At 72.3% G+C, this 13,071-nt stretch carries 15 protein-coding genes; 6 read left to right on the top strand and 9 right to left on the bottom strand.

The features are described 5' to 3' along the window. Positions 1 to 338: 338 nt before the first annotated feature. Genes map through VF468_09635 form a run of 4 tightly spaced genes read right to left on the bottom strand, consistent with a single transcriptional unit; the run spans position 339 to position 3,752 of the window. Positions 339 to 1,142, bottom strand: coding sequence for a type I methionyl aminopeptidase (gene map, locus VF468_09650; protein ID HEX5878572.1), 804 nt, complete (start codon positions 1,140 to 1,142; stop codon positions 339 to 341). Next, a complete protein-coding gene (gene lgt / locus VF468_09645; protein HEX5878571.1) occupies positions 1,130 to 1,966 on the bottom strand; it encodes a prolipoprotein diacylglyceryl transferase in 837 nt (278 codons plus the stop codon). The genes map and lgt overlap by 13 nt, the downstream gene beginning before the upstream one ends. A gap of 5 nt (positions 1,967 to 1,971) precedes the next feature. Beyond that, entirely contained in the window at positions 1,972 to 2,934 is a 963-nt protein-coding gene (locus VF468_09640; GenBank protein HEX5878570.1) for an aldo/keto reductase family protein, read from the bottom strand. Between the two features lie 17 nt (positions 2,935 to 2,951). Next, positions 2,952 to 3,752, bottom strand: a complete 801-nt coding sequence (locus VF468_09635) for a tryptophan 2,3-dioxygenase family protein (GenBank protein HEX5878569.1) — start codon at positions 3,750 to 3,752, stop codon at positions 2,952 to 2,954. Between the two features lie 123 nt (positions 3,753 to 3,875). Between VF468_09635 and VF468_09630 the strand changes: the two genes are divergently transcribed. The 3 genes from VF468_09630 to VF468_09620 are packed head-to-tail and all read left to right on the top strand — an operon-like array spanning position 3,876 to position 7,085. Next, positions 3,876 to 4,685, top strand: a complete 810-nt coding sequence (locus VF468_09630) for a c-type cytochrome (protein HEX5878568.1) — start codon at positions 3,876 to 3,878, stop codon at positions 4,683 to 4,685. Between the two features lie 28 nt (positions 4,686 to 4,713). Continuing rightward, entirely contained in the window at positions 4,714 to 5,652 is a 939-nt protein-coding gene (locus tag VF468_09625) for a Rieske 2Fe-2S domain-containing protein (GenBank protein ID HEX5878567.1), read from the top strand. Positions 5,653 to 5,660: 8 nt separating this feature from the next. Further along, the gene (locus VF468_09620) at positions 5,661 to 7,085 is read left to right on the top strand and encodes a ubiquinol-cytochrome c reductase cytochrome b subunit (GenBank protein ID HEX5878566.1); all 1,425 of its coding nucleotides are present in this window, start codon (positions 5,661 to 5,663) and stop codon (positions 7,083 to 7,085) included. A gap of 12 nt (positions 7,086 to 7,097) precedes the next feature. On the opposite strand, the gene VF468_09615 is transcribed toward VF468_09620, so the two are convergent. The 4 genes from VF468_09615 to VF468_09600 all read right to left on the bottom strand — a co-directional run bounded on the left by VF468_09615 (position 7,098) and on the right by VF468_09600 (position 10,556). Next, positions 7,098 to 7,637, bottom strand: a complete 540-nt coding sequence (locus tag VF468_09615) for a cytochrome c oxidase subunit 4 (GenBank protein HEX5878565.1) — start codon at positions 7,635 to 7,637, stop codon at positions 7,098 to 7,100. A gap of 4 nt (positions 7,638 to 7,641) precedes the next feature. Then, a complete protein-coding gene (gene ctaD, locus VF468_09610) occupies positions 7,642 to 9,318 on the bottom strand; it encodes a cytochrome c oxidase subunit I (GenBank protein ID HEX5878564.1) in 1,677 nt (558 codons plus the stop codon). Between the two features lie 17 nt (positions 9,319 to 9,335). Continuing rightward, positions 9,336 to 10,070 carry a cytochrome c oxidase subunit II gene (gene coxB, locus VF468_09605; GenBank protein ID HEX5878563.1) on the bottom strand — a complete coding sequence of 245 codons (735 nt, stop codon included), beginning with the start codon at positions 10,068 to 10,070 and terminating at the stop codon, positions 9,336 to 9,338. Between the two features lie 117 nt (positions 10,071 to 10,187). Then, positions 10,188 to 10,556 (bottom strand): hypothetical protein, encoded by a 369-nt coding sequence (locus VF468_09600; GenBank protein HEX5878562.1) that lies wholly within the window; start codon positions 10,554 to 10,556, stop codon positions 10,188 to 10,190. Positions 10,557 to 10,664: 108 nt separating this feature from the next. On the opposite strand from VF468_09600, the gene VF468_09595 reads away from it, so the two are divergent. The 3 genes from VF468_09595 (at position 10,665) to VF468_09585 (ending at position 12,702) form a co-directional block, all read left to right on the top strand. Beyond that, a complete protein-coding gene (locus VF468_09595) occupies positions 10,665 to 11,234 on the top strand; it encodes an ATP-dependent Clp protease proteolytic subunit (GenBank protein HEX5878561.1) in 570 nt (189 codons plus the stop codon). Continuing rightward, positions 11,231 to 11,623, top strand: coding sequence for a helix-turn-helix transcriptional regulator (locus tag VF468_09590; protein HEX5878560.1), 393 nt, complete (start codon positions 11,231 to 11,233; stop codon positions 11,621 to 11,623). Before VF468_09595 ends, VF468_09590 begins: the two co-directional genes overlap by 4 nt. Positions 11,624 to 11,703: 80 nt before the next feature. Then, positions 11,704 to 12,702, top strand: coding sequence for an aldo/keto reductase (locus VF468_09585; GenBank protein ID HEX5878559.1), 999 nt, complete (start codon positions 11,704 to 11,706; stop codon positions 12,700 to 12,702). 155 nt (positions 12,703 to 12,857) lie between these two features. On the opposite strand, the gene VF468_09580 is transcribed toward VF468_09585, so the two are convergent. Then, positions 12,858 to 13,071 (bottom strand): hypothetical protein (locus VF468_09580; GenBank protein ID HEX5878558.1); only part of this gene is annotated, 214 nt, incomplete at its 5' end.

Raw genomic sequence — 13,071 nt, 5'->3', positions numbered from 1 at the left:
GGGGGAGACCCTGGGGGTGGTCCGGCTGATCGCCGCCGCCCTGCTGCTGCTGTGGGGCGCGGCCACCATCGGCGAGGCCTACCAGTCGCCCATCCACGACGACCCGCGCGGCTACCGCGGCCAGCTGAACAAGGAGATCCCGCACCGGCTCATCTGAGCGGCACCTTCTCGTCGAGGAAGCCGAGCGTGACAACTATGTCGCCGCTCACCGCGACCTGGTCAGCCGCGATCGAGGTACAGGTGCGGCGCTACAACGCCACTGACGGCAGCCCACTCTTCTGATCCCAGGGACGCAACGGGCGAGCAGGTCCCGGTCGGGGCGACCGGTACAGCGAGTATCACGTAGGGGACGGCGCCGCCGGTTCCCTCCCGGCCGAGGGGAGGACGGTCAGCGGCTCCGGGCCCTCGTCGAGGACGGCCACGGTGTGCTCGAAGTGGGCCGACCGGGAGCCGTCGCGGGTCGCCACCGCCCAGCCGTCGGGGCGGTGGACGTAGGCCGGGTCGCCGTCGACGAACATCGGCTCGATGGCCAGGACGAGGCCGTCGCGCAGGCGTGGGCCCCGGCCGGGGCGGCCGTCGTTGTCGACCGACGGGTCCTCGTGGAGCAGCTGGCCGACACCGTGGCCGCCGTGGTCGGCCAGGATGCCGTAGCCGGCGGCGCGGGCGACCTGGCCGACGGCGTGGCTGATGTCCGACAGCCGGTTGCCCACCCGGGCCTGCTCGATCCCGGCCCACAGGGCCCGCTCGGTGGCCTCCAGGAGGCGGGCCGCGGCCGGGTCGATCTCGCCGACGGGCACGGTCACGGCCGCGTCGGCGTGGTAGCCGTCCACCACCGCGCCGCAGTCGATCGAGAGCACGTCCCCGGCCCGCAGCCGGCGCCGGTCGGGGATGCCGTGGACGATCACCTCGTTGACCGACAGGCACAGGCTGGCCGGGAACGGGGTCGGCGCGAACCGCGGGTGGTAGCCGAGGAACGAGGCGGTGGCGCCCTCGGCGGCGATCGTCCGGGCCCCGAGGTCGTCCAGCTCGCGCAGGCTCACCCCGGGCCGGACCGCGGCCACGACCCGCTCCAGGGTCCGGGCCACCACCCGCCCGGCCCGGCGCATGGTGGCGATCTCGTCCCGGGACTTCAGGATGACCATTGCCGCTCCTCGGCGTCGTCGTCGGCTTCGGCGGCCGGCCGGCGGCGCTCCCGCAGCCACAGCCAGACCGACCCGCCCACGACCAGGGCCAGCGAGATCCAGGCGTTGCGGGACAGGCCACCCAGCCGGTAGGTGGTGTCGGTGCGCAGCAGCTCCAGCCCGAACCGCCCGGCGCCGTACAGGACCAGGTACAGCAGCGACAGGCTGCCGGGGCGGAGCCGCCGGGTGGCCGACACCCGCAGCAGGACGACCACCACGCCCAGGTTGTAGATGGACTCGTACAGGAAGGTGGGGTGGAAGGTCGCGAAGGAGGCGTAGCGGTCGGGCCGGTGCTCGGGGTCGACCTCCAGCGCCCAGGGGACGGTCGTGGGGGTGCCGAACAGCTCCTGGTTGAAGTAGTTGCCCCAGCGCCCGAAGGCCTGGGCCAGGGGGATGGCCGGGATGGCGGCGTCAAGGGCCCTGAGCACGGGCAGGCCGCGCCGGCGGGCCACCCACAGCCCGGTGAGGATGCCGACGGTCAGCCCGCCGTACAGGGCCAGCCCGCCCTGCCAGATGGCGAACACCTCCAGCGGGTTGTCGCGGAAGTCGCCGGTGTGGGTGATGACGTAGCCGAGGCGGCCGCCCAGGAACCCGGCGATGACCGCCCAGATGGCCGGGCGCTCGAGCTCGCCCGGCTGGCCGCCGGCCTGGACCCAGCGCCGGTTGGCCAGCCAGAACGCGGCCAGCACCCCGATGGCGATGCACAGCCCGTACAGGTGGAAGAAGAACGGCCCGACCTGGAAGCCGTTGGTGGGCGGCGGCGGGATGAAGGCCAGGACCGGCATCCGGCTCACGGCTCCAGCACGCCGGCCACGGCCTTGTCCACGGCGGCCAGCACCTCGCCGTCCAGGCGGCGGCCGGCGGCGGCGCAGTTGTCCTCCAGCTGCTCGGGCCGGGACGCGCCCACGATCGCCGACGCCACCGTCGGGGTGCGCAGCACCCAGGCCAGGGCGAGCTGGGCCATGGTCAGGCCGGCCTCGTCGGCGACCACCCGCAGCCGCTCGACCGCGTCCAGGACGTCGTCGGTGAGGAACCGGCCCACGAACGAGCCCATCTTGCGCGACGCGGCCCGGCTGTCGGACGGCGGCGCCTGGCCCTTGCGGTACTTGCCGGTCAGCACCCCCTGGGCCAGCGGCGACCAGACGACCTGGCCGACGCCTTCGCGGGCCGACAGGGGCAGCACCTCGGCCTCGATGCGCCGGCGCAGGATCGAGTACTCGGGCTGGTTGGACACCAGCCGGTCAAGGCCCAGCTCGTCGGCCAGGGCGAGGGCGTCGCCGATCTGGCCGGCGGTCCACTCGCTCACCCCGACGTAGTGGACCTTGCCCTGGCGGACCAGGTCGTCGAGGGCCCGCAGGGTCTCCTCCAGCGGGGTCTCGTCGTCGAAGCGGTGGCACTGGTACAGGTCGATGTAGTCGGTGCGGAGCCGGCGCAGGCTGGCGTGGCACTGCTCCATGACGTGCTTGCGGGACAGGCCGCGGTCGTTGGGCCCGTCCCCGACCGGGAAGTACACCTTGGTGGCGAGCACGTAGGAGGAGCGGGGGAACCCGGCCAGGGCCTCGCCGAGGACCTCCTCGGCCGCCCCCCGGCCGTACACGTCGGCGGTGTCGAAGAAGTTCACCCCCAGCTCGTAGGCGCGGGCCACGCACGCCCTGGCCTGGTCGGCCTCGACCCCGACCCCGTAGGTGAGCCAGGAGCCGAGCCCGATCTCCGACACCCTGACCCCGCTCGCCCCCAGTCGCCGGTACTCCACCGCTCCCTGCGCCTCCTTCAGCTCGTCTCGTGCCGCGGCCGCCCCACCAGCTGGCCACCCCCGCGGACGACCAGCTCGTCGCGGAGCGCCCACAGGACCGGGAAGAACCGGTAGCGGGTGGTCCGCTGCAGGTAGGCGATGGCCATCCCGCCGGTGCCGCGGGCGTGGTCGCCGAGGGTACGCTGCACCAGCGCCACGTGCTCCTGGCGCCATCGGATCCAGCGCTCGTCGTAGTCGACCAGGGCCTCGCAGACCAGGTAGAAGTCGGTCCGGGGGCCGGGGTCGACGTAGAAGTCGGCCCAGGACGCCAGGTCGGTGACGCCCAGGCGGGCGGCGGCGTCGGCGTGGGCGTCGGCCAGGGACCGCTCGGCCAGGCCGGCGGCCAGCGGCTCGGGCAGGGCGCCGCCGTACTCGATCTCCAGCGCCTTCAGGTAGGCGGGCTCGCGCAGCCCCGAGCGCAGCTCCAGCTCCCGGAACTGGACCGACTGGGAGCCTGAGGCCGTCCCCAGGTAGCTGCGGAACTGCTGCAGGTCCCAGGGGGGCAGGGTGTGGAGGCTGCGCATCTGGTCGAGAGCGTGCTCCAGGGTGTGGTTGACCCGCCCGAGCAGGGCCTGGGCGCGGGTGAAGGCGTCGGCGTCGAGCAGGGCCAGGATCCGGCCCAGGTCGTGCAGCAGCAGCTTCATCCACAGCTCGAGCGCCTGGTGGACGACGATGAAGTGCAGCTCCTCGGGATGGGGGGGCCGCGAGCGTGGCTGCTGCAGCGCCAGCAGCTCGGGGACCCGCAGATAGCTGCCGTAGGTCAGCTCGTCGGTGTCCATCGACCCCCCTTGGTCGCAGCGTTCCCGGCAAGAGCCTATCGCTGCTGGATCCCGAATTGCCCGCGCGTCCCCGCCTGCCTAGCATGAGAACAGGCGTCCGTCCTCGTCGAAGGGAGCGGCCGGGTGCGCAGGACCTCGATCCTCCTTGGCGGCATCGCCGTGCTCGCCCTGCTCCTCACGCCGACGACCGGGACGGCCTCCTCGTCCCGGCGGGCGGCCGCGGCCGCCGCCCAGCAGCAGCCCAGCGACAGCCCGGCCCTGAACGCCCGCGGCCGCGAGCTGTACGAGAACGCCTGCGCCTCCTGCCACGGCCCCGACCCGGCCGGCCCCAGCTACTACCCGACGGTGCCGTCGCTCAACGACGTCGGCGGGGCGGCGGCCGTCAACTGGGTCCTGCGCACCGGCCGGATGCCCTGGAAGGACAACAAGGGCCCGGCCATCGAGCGCGGCAAGCAGCGCTTCAGCGACGAGGACGTCCGCGCCCTGGTCGTCTACATCGGCAAGGCGGTCGGCGACGCCCAGCTCCCCGACGTCGACCCGGCCCGGGGCAACCTGCAGCGCGGCCGCGAGCTCTACGGGCAGGCCTGCGCGGCCTGCCACGGCATGAACGGCGCCGGGGCGGCCCTGGGCGGCGAGAACATCGCCGTGTCGCTGCAGGACGTCCACCCCCAGGACGTGGCCGAGGCGATCAAGATCGGCCCCGGGCAGATGCCGGTCGGCGGCGGCATGACCGACTACGAGTTCGGCACCGCCAAGAGCCAGCAGGACGTCGACGACATCGCCGCCTACGTCGAGAGCCTGCGCACCGACCCCTACAACGAGGGCGGCGCCCCCATCGGCGGCAAGGGGCCGGTGCCGGAGGGGTTCGTGGCCTGGGTGATCGGGCTGGGGCTGCTGGTGGTGGCCTCCCGCTGGATCGCCGGGCGCGGCTGAAACCGACCGGAGCAGCGACCGGGAAGTCATGACCGACAGCGACCAGCAGGGGAGCGAACGGGTGGACGTCGACCGCCAGACCGAGCAGGGACCGGCCAACCGGGAGCTCACCGGCGGCCAGCGCCGGGCCGAACGGCGCACCGCGATCGCCCTGGCCGTGACCGTCGTCGCCGGGATCGGGCTGTTCGTCGTCTACTTCAGCGGCGGCCAGACCCAGGTCGAGGGGGTCCTGTTCGCCGTCGCCCTGGGCGGGCTCGGGGTCGCCCTCGGCATCTGGGCCAACCACCTGCTCGACGCCCGCGAGGTGGTCGAGGAGCGCCACGAGCTGAGCAGCGGCGCCGCCGGCCGGGAGGCGTTCGGGGACGCCCTCTCCGAGGAGGTCGGCCCCGTCCTCGGCCGCCGCTCGATGCTGCTCAAGCTGCTCGCCGGGGCCGGCGGGGCGCTCGGGCTGGCCCTGCTGCTGCCGGTGCTGTCGCTCGGCCCGGCCCCCGGCAACACCCTCAAGATGACCCCGTGGCGGCGGGGCTCGCGGGTGGTCGACGAGGAGGGCGAGCCGGTCACCCTCGGCCAGGTCCCCGAGGACGGCTTCCTGACCGTGTTCCCCGAGGGCCACGAGGGCGCCGCCGACGCCCAGACCCTGCTCATCCACGTCCGCCCGGGGTCGCTGAAGCTGCCCCCGGAGAAGATGGCCGGGGTGCCCGAGGGCACCCACGTCGCCTACTCCAAGATCTGCACCCACGCCGGCTGCCCGGTGGGGCTGTACCGGGCCGAGAGCCAGTCGCTCATCTGCCCCTGCCACCAGTCGCAGTTCGACGTGTCCGACGGGGCCAGGCCGTTCTTCGGGCCGGCCGCCCGGCCCCTGCCCCAGCTGCCCCTGGGGGTCGACGAGGATGGCATCCTGGTTGCCCAGGGGGACTTCCCCGAGCCCGTGGGGCCGGCGTTCTGGGACATGAATCGAGGCCGATGATGAGCACGGTGACCGAGCGGTCCTTCAAGTACCTGGACGAGCGGCTGGGCACGGCCAGCCTGGCCCGCACGGCCCTGCGCAAGGTCTTCCCCGACCACTGGTCGTTCCTGCTCGGCGAGATCGCCCTGTTCAGCCTCGTGGTGCTGATCTTCACCGGCGTCTTCCTGACCTTCTTCTACACCCCGTCGGTCCAGGAGGTCATCTACGACGGCCCGTATGAGCCCCTGCGGGGCGCGCACGTGACGGCCGCCTACGACTCGGTCATGCGGATCTCCTTCGAGGTCAGGGCCGGCCTGCTGATGCGCCAGACCCACCACTGGGCGGCCCTGGTGTTCGTGGCCGCGATCGTGATCCACCTGTGCCGGGTGTTCTTCACCGGCGCCTTCCGCCGCCCCCGCGAGGTCAACTGGCTGGTCGGCGTCCTGCTGCTGTTCCTGGCCCTGGGCGAGGGCTTCACCGGCTACTCGCTCCCCGACGACCTGCTCTCCGGCATCGGCCTGCGCATCTTCTACGCCGTGACCCTGGCCATCCCGGTGATCGGCACCTGGGCGACCTATCTCCTCTTCGGCGGCGAGTTCCCGGCCCCCGACATCATCTCGCGGCTGTTCGTGTTCCACGTGATGCTGCTCCCGGCCCTGCTGATCGCCCTGGTCGGGGTCCACATAGCCATCCTGGTGCTGCAGAAGCACACCCAGTTCCCCGGCCACGGCCGCACCGAGCGCAACGTGGTCGGCAAGCGGCTGTGGCCCGAGCAGACCTTCAAGTCGCTGTCGCTGCTGCTGTTCACCACCGCCGTGCTCGCCCTGCTGGGCGGCCTGGCCCAGATCAACCCCGTCTGGCAGTACGGGCCGTTCGAGCCCTTCAACGTGACCTCGCCGGCCCAGCCCGACTGGTACATCGGCTTCCTCGACGGCGCCCTGCGCCTCGGCCCGCCCTGGGACCTGACCCTGTTCGGGTTCACCATCTCCGAGGTGTTCTGGCCGGCCGTGCTGTTCCCCGGCATCGCCTTCGGCATCCTCACCCTGTGGCCCTGGATCGAGCGCCGCTTCACCAAGGACCGGGCCGAGCACCACCTCCTCGACCGCCCCCGCGACACCCCGGTCCGCACCGGCATCGGCGCCGCCGGCCTGATGGTGTTCTTCATCATGTTCCTGGAGGGCGGCAACGACATCTTCGGGGTCCTGCTCAACGTGCCGGTCGAGACCATCACCCGCATCCTCCAGTGGGGCCTGGTGGTCGCCCCGATCGTGACCTTCCTGGTCACCTACTGGATCTGCAAGGGCCTCAGCCGCAGCCGCCTCCGCCCGGCCCAGATCAACGCCGGCGTCCGCCTCAGCCGCACCGCCGACGGCGGCTACGAGACGGTCAGCCTCGAGCCCGCCTCCAGCGACGGCGAGCGGGCCCCGGCGGCCACCGGCCCCCACGGCGAGTAGCGGCCGGGCCGCTCAGGGGCGGTCGCGACGCTCCTGCGCCTCCGGGTCGGGGTGCGGCCTCGGGTCCGACACCGGGCCGGACTGGGGTGAGGGGGGCTCGGTGTCGGCCAGGACGCGGCCGTAGCGGTTCTCGCGGTTGACGGCGGCCAGCCAGCCCCAGACGGCATAGCCGAGCAGGCCGATGCCGAGGATGACCAGCCACAGCCCGTAGATGAGCCCGGTGAGCATGATGGTCATCCCCAGGGAGGCGGCCAGCGGCCAGATGGTGGGCAGCGGCAGCACGCCCAGGTCCTCGGCCTCCAGGTCCTTGGGGCCGGGCGGGTCCCGGGGCGGGATCCCGGCCAGGCGGCGCAGGGCGTCGGCCTGGGACTCGCCGGTGCCGCCGCGCTGCCGCTGCTCCTGGACCAGGACCAGGCCGGCGAAGCCCGGCCCGGCGCCCAGCAGCAGGAGGCAGACCGTGCCGAGCCACTCGTAGCTGAGGAACCAGTAGATGATCCCGGCGACGAACCCAAAGCCCGAGACCCGCAGGAGGATGCCGGCTTCGTCGGTCATCGGCTCAGCCCCGATCCGGGTCGCGCTCGGGGTCGGTGTCGGCGCCTTCGCCAGGGAACGACGGCGGGTGGCGGCGGTCGAACGCCGGCCGCTCCGAGTGGACCTCGGGCAGCTCGTGGAAGTTGTGGTGGGGCGGTGGGGAGGTGGTCACCCACTCCAGGCTGTTGCCCTCCCACGGGTCGTCGCCGGCCGGGGCGCCGCGCCTCATCGACACCACGAAGTTCCAGAGGAACAGCAGCACCGACACCCCGGTCAGGAACGCCCCCACGGTCGAGGCCAGGTTGGCCGAGGTCCAGCGCTCGATCTGGTAGTCGGCGATGCGCCGCGGCATGCCGTCCAGGCCGACCAGGTACTGGGGGAAGAAGGTGAGGTTGAAGCCGACCAGGAAGAGCCAGAACTGCCAGCGGCCCAGCCGCTCCGACAGCAGCTTGCCGGTGAACTTGGGGAACCAGAAGTAGAAGCCGGCGAACATCCCGAACAGCAGCCCGCCGACCATGATGTAGTGGAAGTGGGAGACGATGAAGTAGGTGTCGTTGACGGCGAAGTCGATCGGCGGCGAGGCGATCATCACCCCGGTGATGCCGCCGTTCACGAACACCAGGATGAACCCCAGCGCCATCAGCATCGCCGTCGAGAAGGTGATCGACCCCCGCCACATGGTGCCGATCCAGTTGAACACCTTGATCCCGGTGGGCACCGCGATCAGCAGCGACATGATCGAGAAGTAGGGCAGGTAGACGACGCCGGTGGTGAACATGTGGTGGGCCCACACCCCGAACGACAGGGCGGCGATGCCGAAGAAGGCGAACACCATGGCCCGGTAGCCGAACAGCGGCTTGCGGGAGAAGACGGGGATGACCTCGCTGATGATCCCGAAGATGGGCAGGATGATGATGTACACCTCGGGGTGGCCGAAGAACCAGAACACGTGCTGGTAGAGGACCTGGTTACCGCCCGCGGCGACGTCGAAGAACCTGGCCCCGAAGTTGCGTTCCATGAACAGCAGCACGAACGCCACCGTCAGGGGCGGGAAGGCGAACAGGATCAGCAGCTGGTTGACCAGCACCCCCCAGCAGAACAGCGGCAGCCGGAACATGGTCATGCCCGGCATGCGCATCCGGAAGATGGTGGTGACCAGGTTGACCGCGCCCAGGATGCCGGCGATGCCGACCACCGACAGCCCGATGATCCACAGGTCCATCCCGGTGCCCTGGAAGTACTCGGTCGACAGGGGCGGGTAGGCGGTCCAGGCGACGGCGGCCGGGCCGCCGGCCACGAAGAAGCTGGAGAACACGATCAGGCTGCCGAACAGGTACAGCCAGTAGGACATGGCGTTGGCCCGGGGGAAGGCGACGTCGGCGGCGCCGATCTGCAGCGGGATCAGGTAGTTGGCCAGCCCGGTGGACACCTGGGCGGCGAACAGGAAGATCATCAGGGTGCCGTGCATGGTGAACACCTGGTTGTAGGTGTTCTCGCCCATGGCCTGGAGCCCTGGCTGGGCCAGCTCCCAGCGGACGACCAGGGCCAGCACCCCGCCGGCCAGGAAGATCCCGAAGGCGGTGAAGATGTAGAGGATGCCGATCTTCTTGTGGTCGACGGTGGTCAGGTAGTCGACGATGCCGCCCGGCTCCTCGTGGTGGGCCTCGGGCAGCGCCGGCCGGGGAAGCTCGGTGGTCGCCATCTGTCGCTCGTCGCTCCTTAGGTTCCCGGTTGCCTGGCCGCGCCGCGCCTGGTCGTCTCGGCCAGCCAGCTCTGGTACTCGCCCTGGGTGACCACCCGCACCCGGAACACCATGTCGGTGTGCTGCAGGCCGCAGAACTGGGTGCACTGGCCGTGGAACAGGCCGGTCCTCTCGAAGGTGAGGTCGAACTCGTTGGTCACGCCCGGGATGGCCTGGCGCTTGAACAGGGTCTGGGGCACGTAGAAGGAATGCACCACGTCGACCGACACCAGCTTGACCCGGACCCGCTGGCCGACCGGCACGACCAGCTCGGGGATGGTCTCGGGGCCGCCGACGACCTCGGCGCCGGTGCCTTCGTAGGTGAAGCGCCAGCTCCACTGGAAGGCGGTGGCGGTCACGTTGACGTCGGCCTCGCCGGGGCTGTCCAGGACCTTGTTCTGCGCCTGGATGGTGAACACGAACAGGACCAGCACGATCACCGTGGGGATGGCCGTCCAGATCAGCTCCAGCCGGTTGTTGCCGTGGGTCTGGGTGGGCAGCTCGTCGTTGCGGCGCCGGTAGCGGATCACCGACCAGATGACCAGCCCCGACACGACCACGAACACGACGGCGGCGATGTACAGGAACAGGCTGTACAGGTTGTAGATGGCCTGGCCCTGCTCGGTGACGCTCTCGGGGGTGCAGCCGGCGGCGGCCAGGACGAGCGCCGTGACCGCGAGCCAGCGGGCGGGAGCGCGACGACTGGGCTGCATGGCCATCCTCGGGTCGGAGTGGACGCTGCCTCTATCTAGGGGGCGGAGCCGCATCCTTGCAAATCGGGCGGGGCGGAGGAAGGTTGAACGATAGAGTAGCCAGTCACGGGCCACCGGTCAGCCGATCCCCAGCCCCGTCATCAGCGCCCGGGCCGTCAGCCCGAACACGAAGAACGACCCGATGGTGAAGAACATGTGGTACGGGGGCTTCTCCAGGCCCCGGGTGAGCACGTGGCAGACCCCGATGACCAGGGCCGGGAACACCGCGCCGTACAGGTAGTGGAGCAGCGGCTGGCGGCCGCCGGAGAGCAGCAGGACGAGCCCGACCAGGAGCTGGACGCCGAGCAGCACCTGGAGCACGGTCAGCAGGCCCCAGTAGACCCGGTTGGCGTCCCGCTTGGTGATGAACAGGCCGATGCCGAACAGGAACAGCAGGGCCCAGCCGCCCACGATCACGAAGCCTTCGATGATGTGGAAGCTGGCCATGGCGCGCTCCGTCGGCTGGCTTGATCGGGGGACCGGATCCGATCCTATCCCGGTTCGCCCTCGGCGGAACGGGTCGTCGGCGGCCGCCCGGTCCGGTAGCCTGCTCCCATGAGCATCGGGACCTTCACCGAGGCGTTCGACCGCCCGATCGACCCGGTCGACCGGCTGCTGCGCCGCCGGGTCATCCTGCTGTCGGGGCCGATCGACGCCGACCGGGCCAACGACGTGATGGCCCGGCTGCTGTACCTGGAGGGCGAGGACGACGAGGCGCCGATCGAGCTGCGGATCAACTCGCCCGGCGGGGAGGTCCTGAGCGGCCTGGCCGTCATCGACACCATCACCCAGCTCGCCTGCCCGGTCGCCACCACCTGCGCCGGCATGGCCGCCTCGATGGCCTCGGTGCTGCTGGCCTCGGGGACCAAGGGCCGCCGGCGGGCCACGGCCAACGCCCGTGTCCTCATCCACCAGCCCTGGGCCGGCCAGTTCCAGGGCCAGGCCACCGACCTGGAACGGGCCGCCGAGGAGATCCTGCGCCAGCGGGCCCGCATCGACCAGCTCCTCTCCGACGCCACCGGCCAGCCGGTCGAGCGCATCCACCGCGACACCGAGCGCGACACCTGGTTCTCGGCCGCCGAGGCGCTCGAGTACGGCCTGGTCGACGAGGTCGTGGGCAGGTGAGGCTGCGCGAGGCCGTTGGCGAGGCGCTGCGCCGGCGGCGCCAGGGCCAGGGCCGCACCCTGCGCGAGGTCGCCGAGGCCGCCGGGGTGTCGCTGACCTATCTGTCGGAGGTCGAGCGGGGCCGCAAGGAGGCCTCCTCGGAGGTCCTGGAGGCCGTCTGTGCCGCCCTCGACCTGTCCCTGGCCGAGCTGTTCTTCGAGGTCGCCGAGACCCTGGCCCTGGCCGAGGCCATGGCCGTGGGTTCGGGGGGGATGCGGGGGGCTCCGCCCCCGGCAGTCGTGGGGTTCCTGCCGCCCCGCCCCCGGGCCGCGGCCGTCCCCGCCTCCGCGCCGGCGCCCATGGCGCCGGTGCTGGACCTGCGCGCCTTCGCCGGGCGCCGCACCGCCTGATCCGCCGCCCGGCACGGGTTTGGATCCGCCGGGGCGCGGAATGCTGCATCCCCGACGCCAGCTGTGGAGGGGACGCCAGCGTGCGCTACGTCGAGGCCTGCGGCCTGCGGGTATCGGTCATCGGCCTGGGCGCGTGGCAGTTCGGCTCCCCCGAGTGGGGCTGGGGCACCCAGTTCGGGCCGGCCGAGGCCCTGGCCGTGGTCGACCGGGCCCGGGAGCTCGGCATCACCCTGATCGACACCGCCGAGCTGTACGGCCGCGGCGAGTCCGAGCGGCTGCTGGGCCGCGCCCTGGCCGACCCGGCGGCCCGGGACCAGGTGGTGCTGGCCTCCAAGGTCACCCCGACCTGGCCGACCCGCGACCGGGTGGCGGCGGCCGCCCGGGGCAGCCTGGCCCGGCTCGGCAGCGACCACCTCGACCTGTACCAGGTCCACTGGCCCAACCCGCTGGTCTCCCAGCGCTCGACCATGGCCGGGATGCGCACCCTCCTGGCCGGCGGGCTCGTCCGCCACGCCGGGGTGTGCAACTACGGCCTCGGCCGCTGGCGGGCCGCCGAGGCCGCCCTGGGCGGGCCGGTCGTCTCCAACCAGGTCCGCTACAGCCTGCTCACCCGCAAGCCCGAGCGGGACCTGCTGCCGCACGCGGCCGCCGCCGGCCGCCTGATCGTCGCCTACAGCCCCCTCGCCCAGGGGGTGCTGGCGGGCAGGTACACCGCCGCCACCGCCCCCGGCGGGGTCCGGGCCCGGAACCTCCTGTTCTCGCCCGAGAACCTGCGCCGGGCCGGGCCGGTGCTGTCGGCCCTGCGCGAGCTGGCCGCCGCCCACCAGGCCACCCCGGCCCAGGTCGCCCTGGCCTGGGTCGTCCACCACCCGGGAGTGGTCGCCATCCCCGGGGCCAGGTCGGTCGCCCAGGTGGAGGCGAACGCGGCCGCCGCCGACCTGCGCCTCGCCCCCGACGAGCTGGCCCACCTGACCGCCGCCGCCGACCGGTTCCAGCGCGAGCTGGTGACGAGCGCCGGCGCCATGGTCGGCCGCCGCCTGACAACGGCTCGGCGTCGGCCTCCGGCCGACGATCGGTAGATTCCGACCGGCAGGTTCCCCGGTCGGCTACCCGGGCAGGCGCAGCACGACCTGGGCTCGGCCAGGTCGGCGATGGTGGCCTGGTCGAAACCGAGGCCGAGATCCATCCCGCTCCCTGCCCGCACCCCAGAGCGACGAATGAGTGGTTCAAGAGTTCAGCTGATTCCCTCGCCGGCAGGTGCGCTCAGCGTCACGAGGAAGCTCGAGTCGAGCTCCAGCGGCCCGCCCTCGAGGTCGCCGTGGACCTCGAGCAGCTCCAGGCCGGCCCGGTCCAGCATGGCCGCCAGCTCGGTCAGGGTGTACAGCCGGATGGCGACCTCGCGGGTGACCCGGCGCCCGTCGGGGCCGATCAGGGTCCAGCGGGCCAGG

The sequence above is a fragment of the Actinomycetota bacterium genome, from assembly GCA_036280995.1.
In the GTDB taxonomy this organism is placed as follows: domain Bacteria; phylum Actinomycetota; class CALGFH01; order CALGFH01; family CALGFH01; genus CALGFH01.
Note: the sequence above shows the minus strand (reverse complement) of the source record. Positions and strands in the feature narration are given on the sequence as shown.

What these genes read in the sequence shown, in the direction of transcription:
- map (HEX5878572.1), bottom strand. Translation starts at nt 1,142, where the DNA reads ATGGTCATCCTGAAGTCCCGGGACGAGATCGCCACCATGCGCCGGGCC.
- lgt (HEX5878571.1), bottom strand. Translation starts at nt 1,966, where the DNA reads ATGCCGGTCCTGGCCTTCATCCCGCCGCCGCCCACCAACGGCTTCCAG.
- VF468_09635 (HEX5878569.1), bottom strand. Translation starts at nt 3,752, where the DNA reads ATGGACACCGACGAGCTGACCTACGGCAGCTATCTGCGGGTCCCCGAG.
- VF468_09625 (HEX5878567.1), top strand. Translation starts at nt 4,714, where the DNA reads ATGACCGACAGCGACCAGCAGGGGAGCGAACGGGTGGACGTCGACCGC.
- VF468_09615 (HEX5878565.1), bottom strand. Translation starts at nt 7,637, where the DNA reads ATGACCGACGAAGCCGGCATCCTCCTGCGGGTCTCGGGCTTTGGGTTC.
- ctaD (HEX5878564.1), bottom strand. Translation starts at nt 9,318, where the DNA reads ATGGCGACCACCGAGCTTCCCCGGCCGGCGCTGCCCGAGGCCCACCAC.
- coxB (HEX5878563.1), bottom strand. Translation starts at nt 10,070, where the DNA reads ATGCAGCCCAGTCGTCGCGCTCCCGCCCGCTGGCTCGCGGTCACGGCG.
- VF468_09600 (HEX5878562.1), bottom strand. Translation starts at nt 10,556, where the DNA reads ATGGCCAGCTTCCACATCATCGAAGGCTTCGTGATCGTGGGCGGCTGG.
- VF468_09595 (HEX5878561.1), top strand. Translation starts at nt 10,665, where the DNA reads ATGAGCATCGGGACCTTCACCGAGGCGTTCGACCGCCCGATCGACCCG.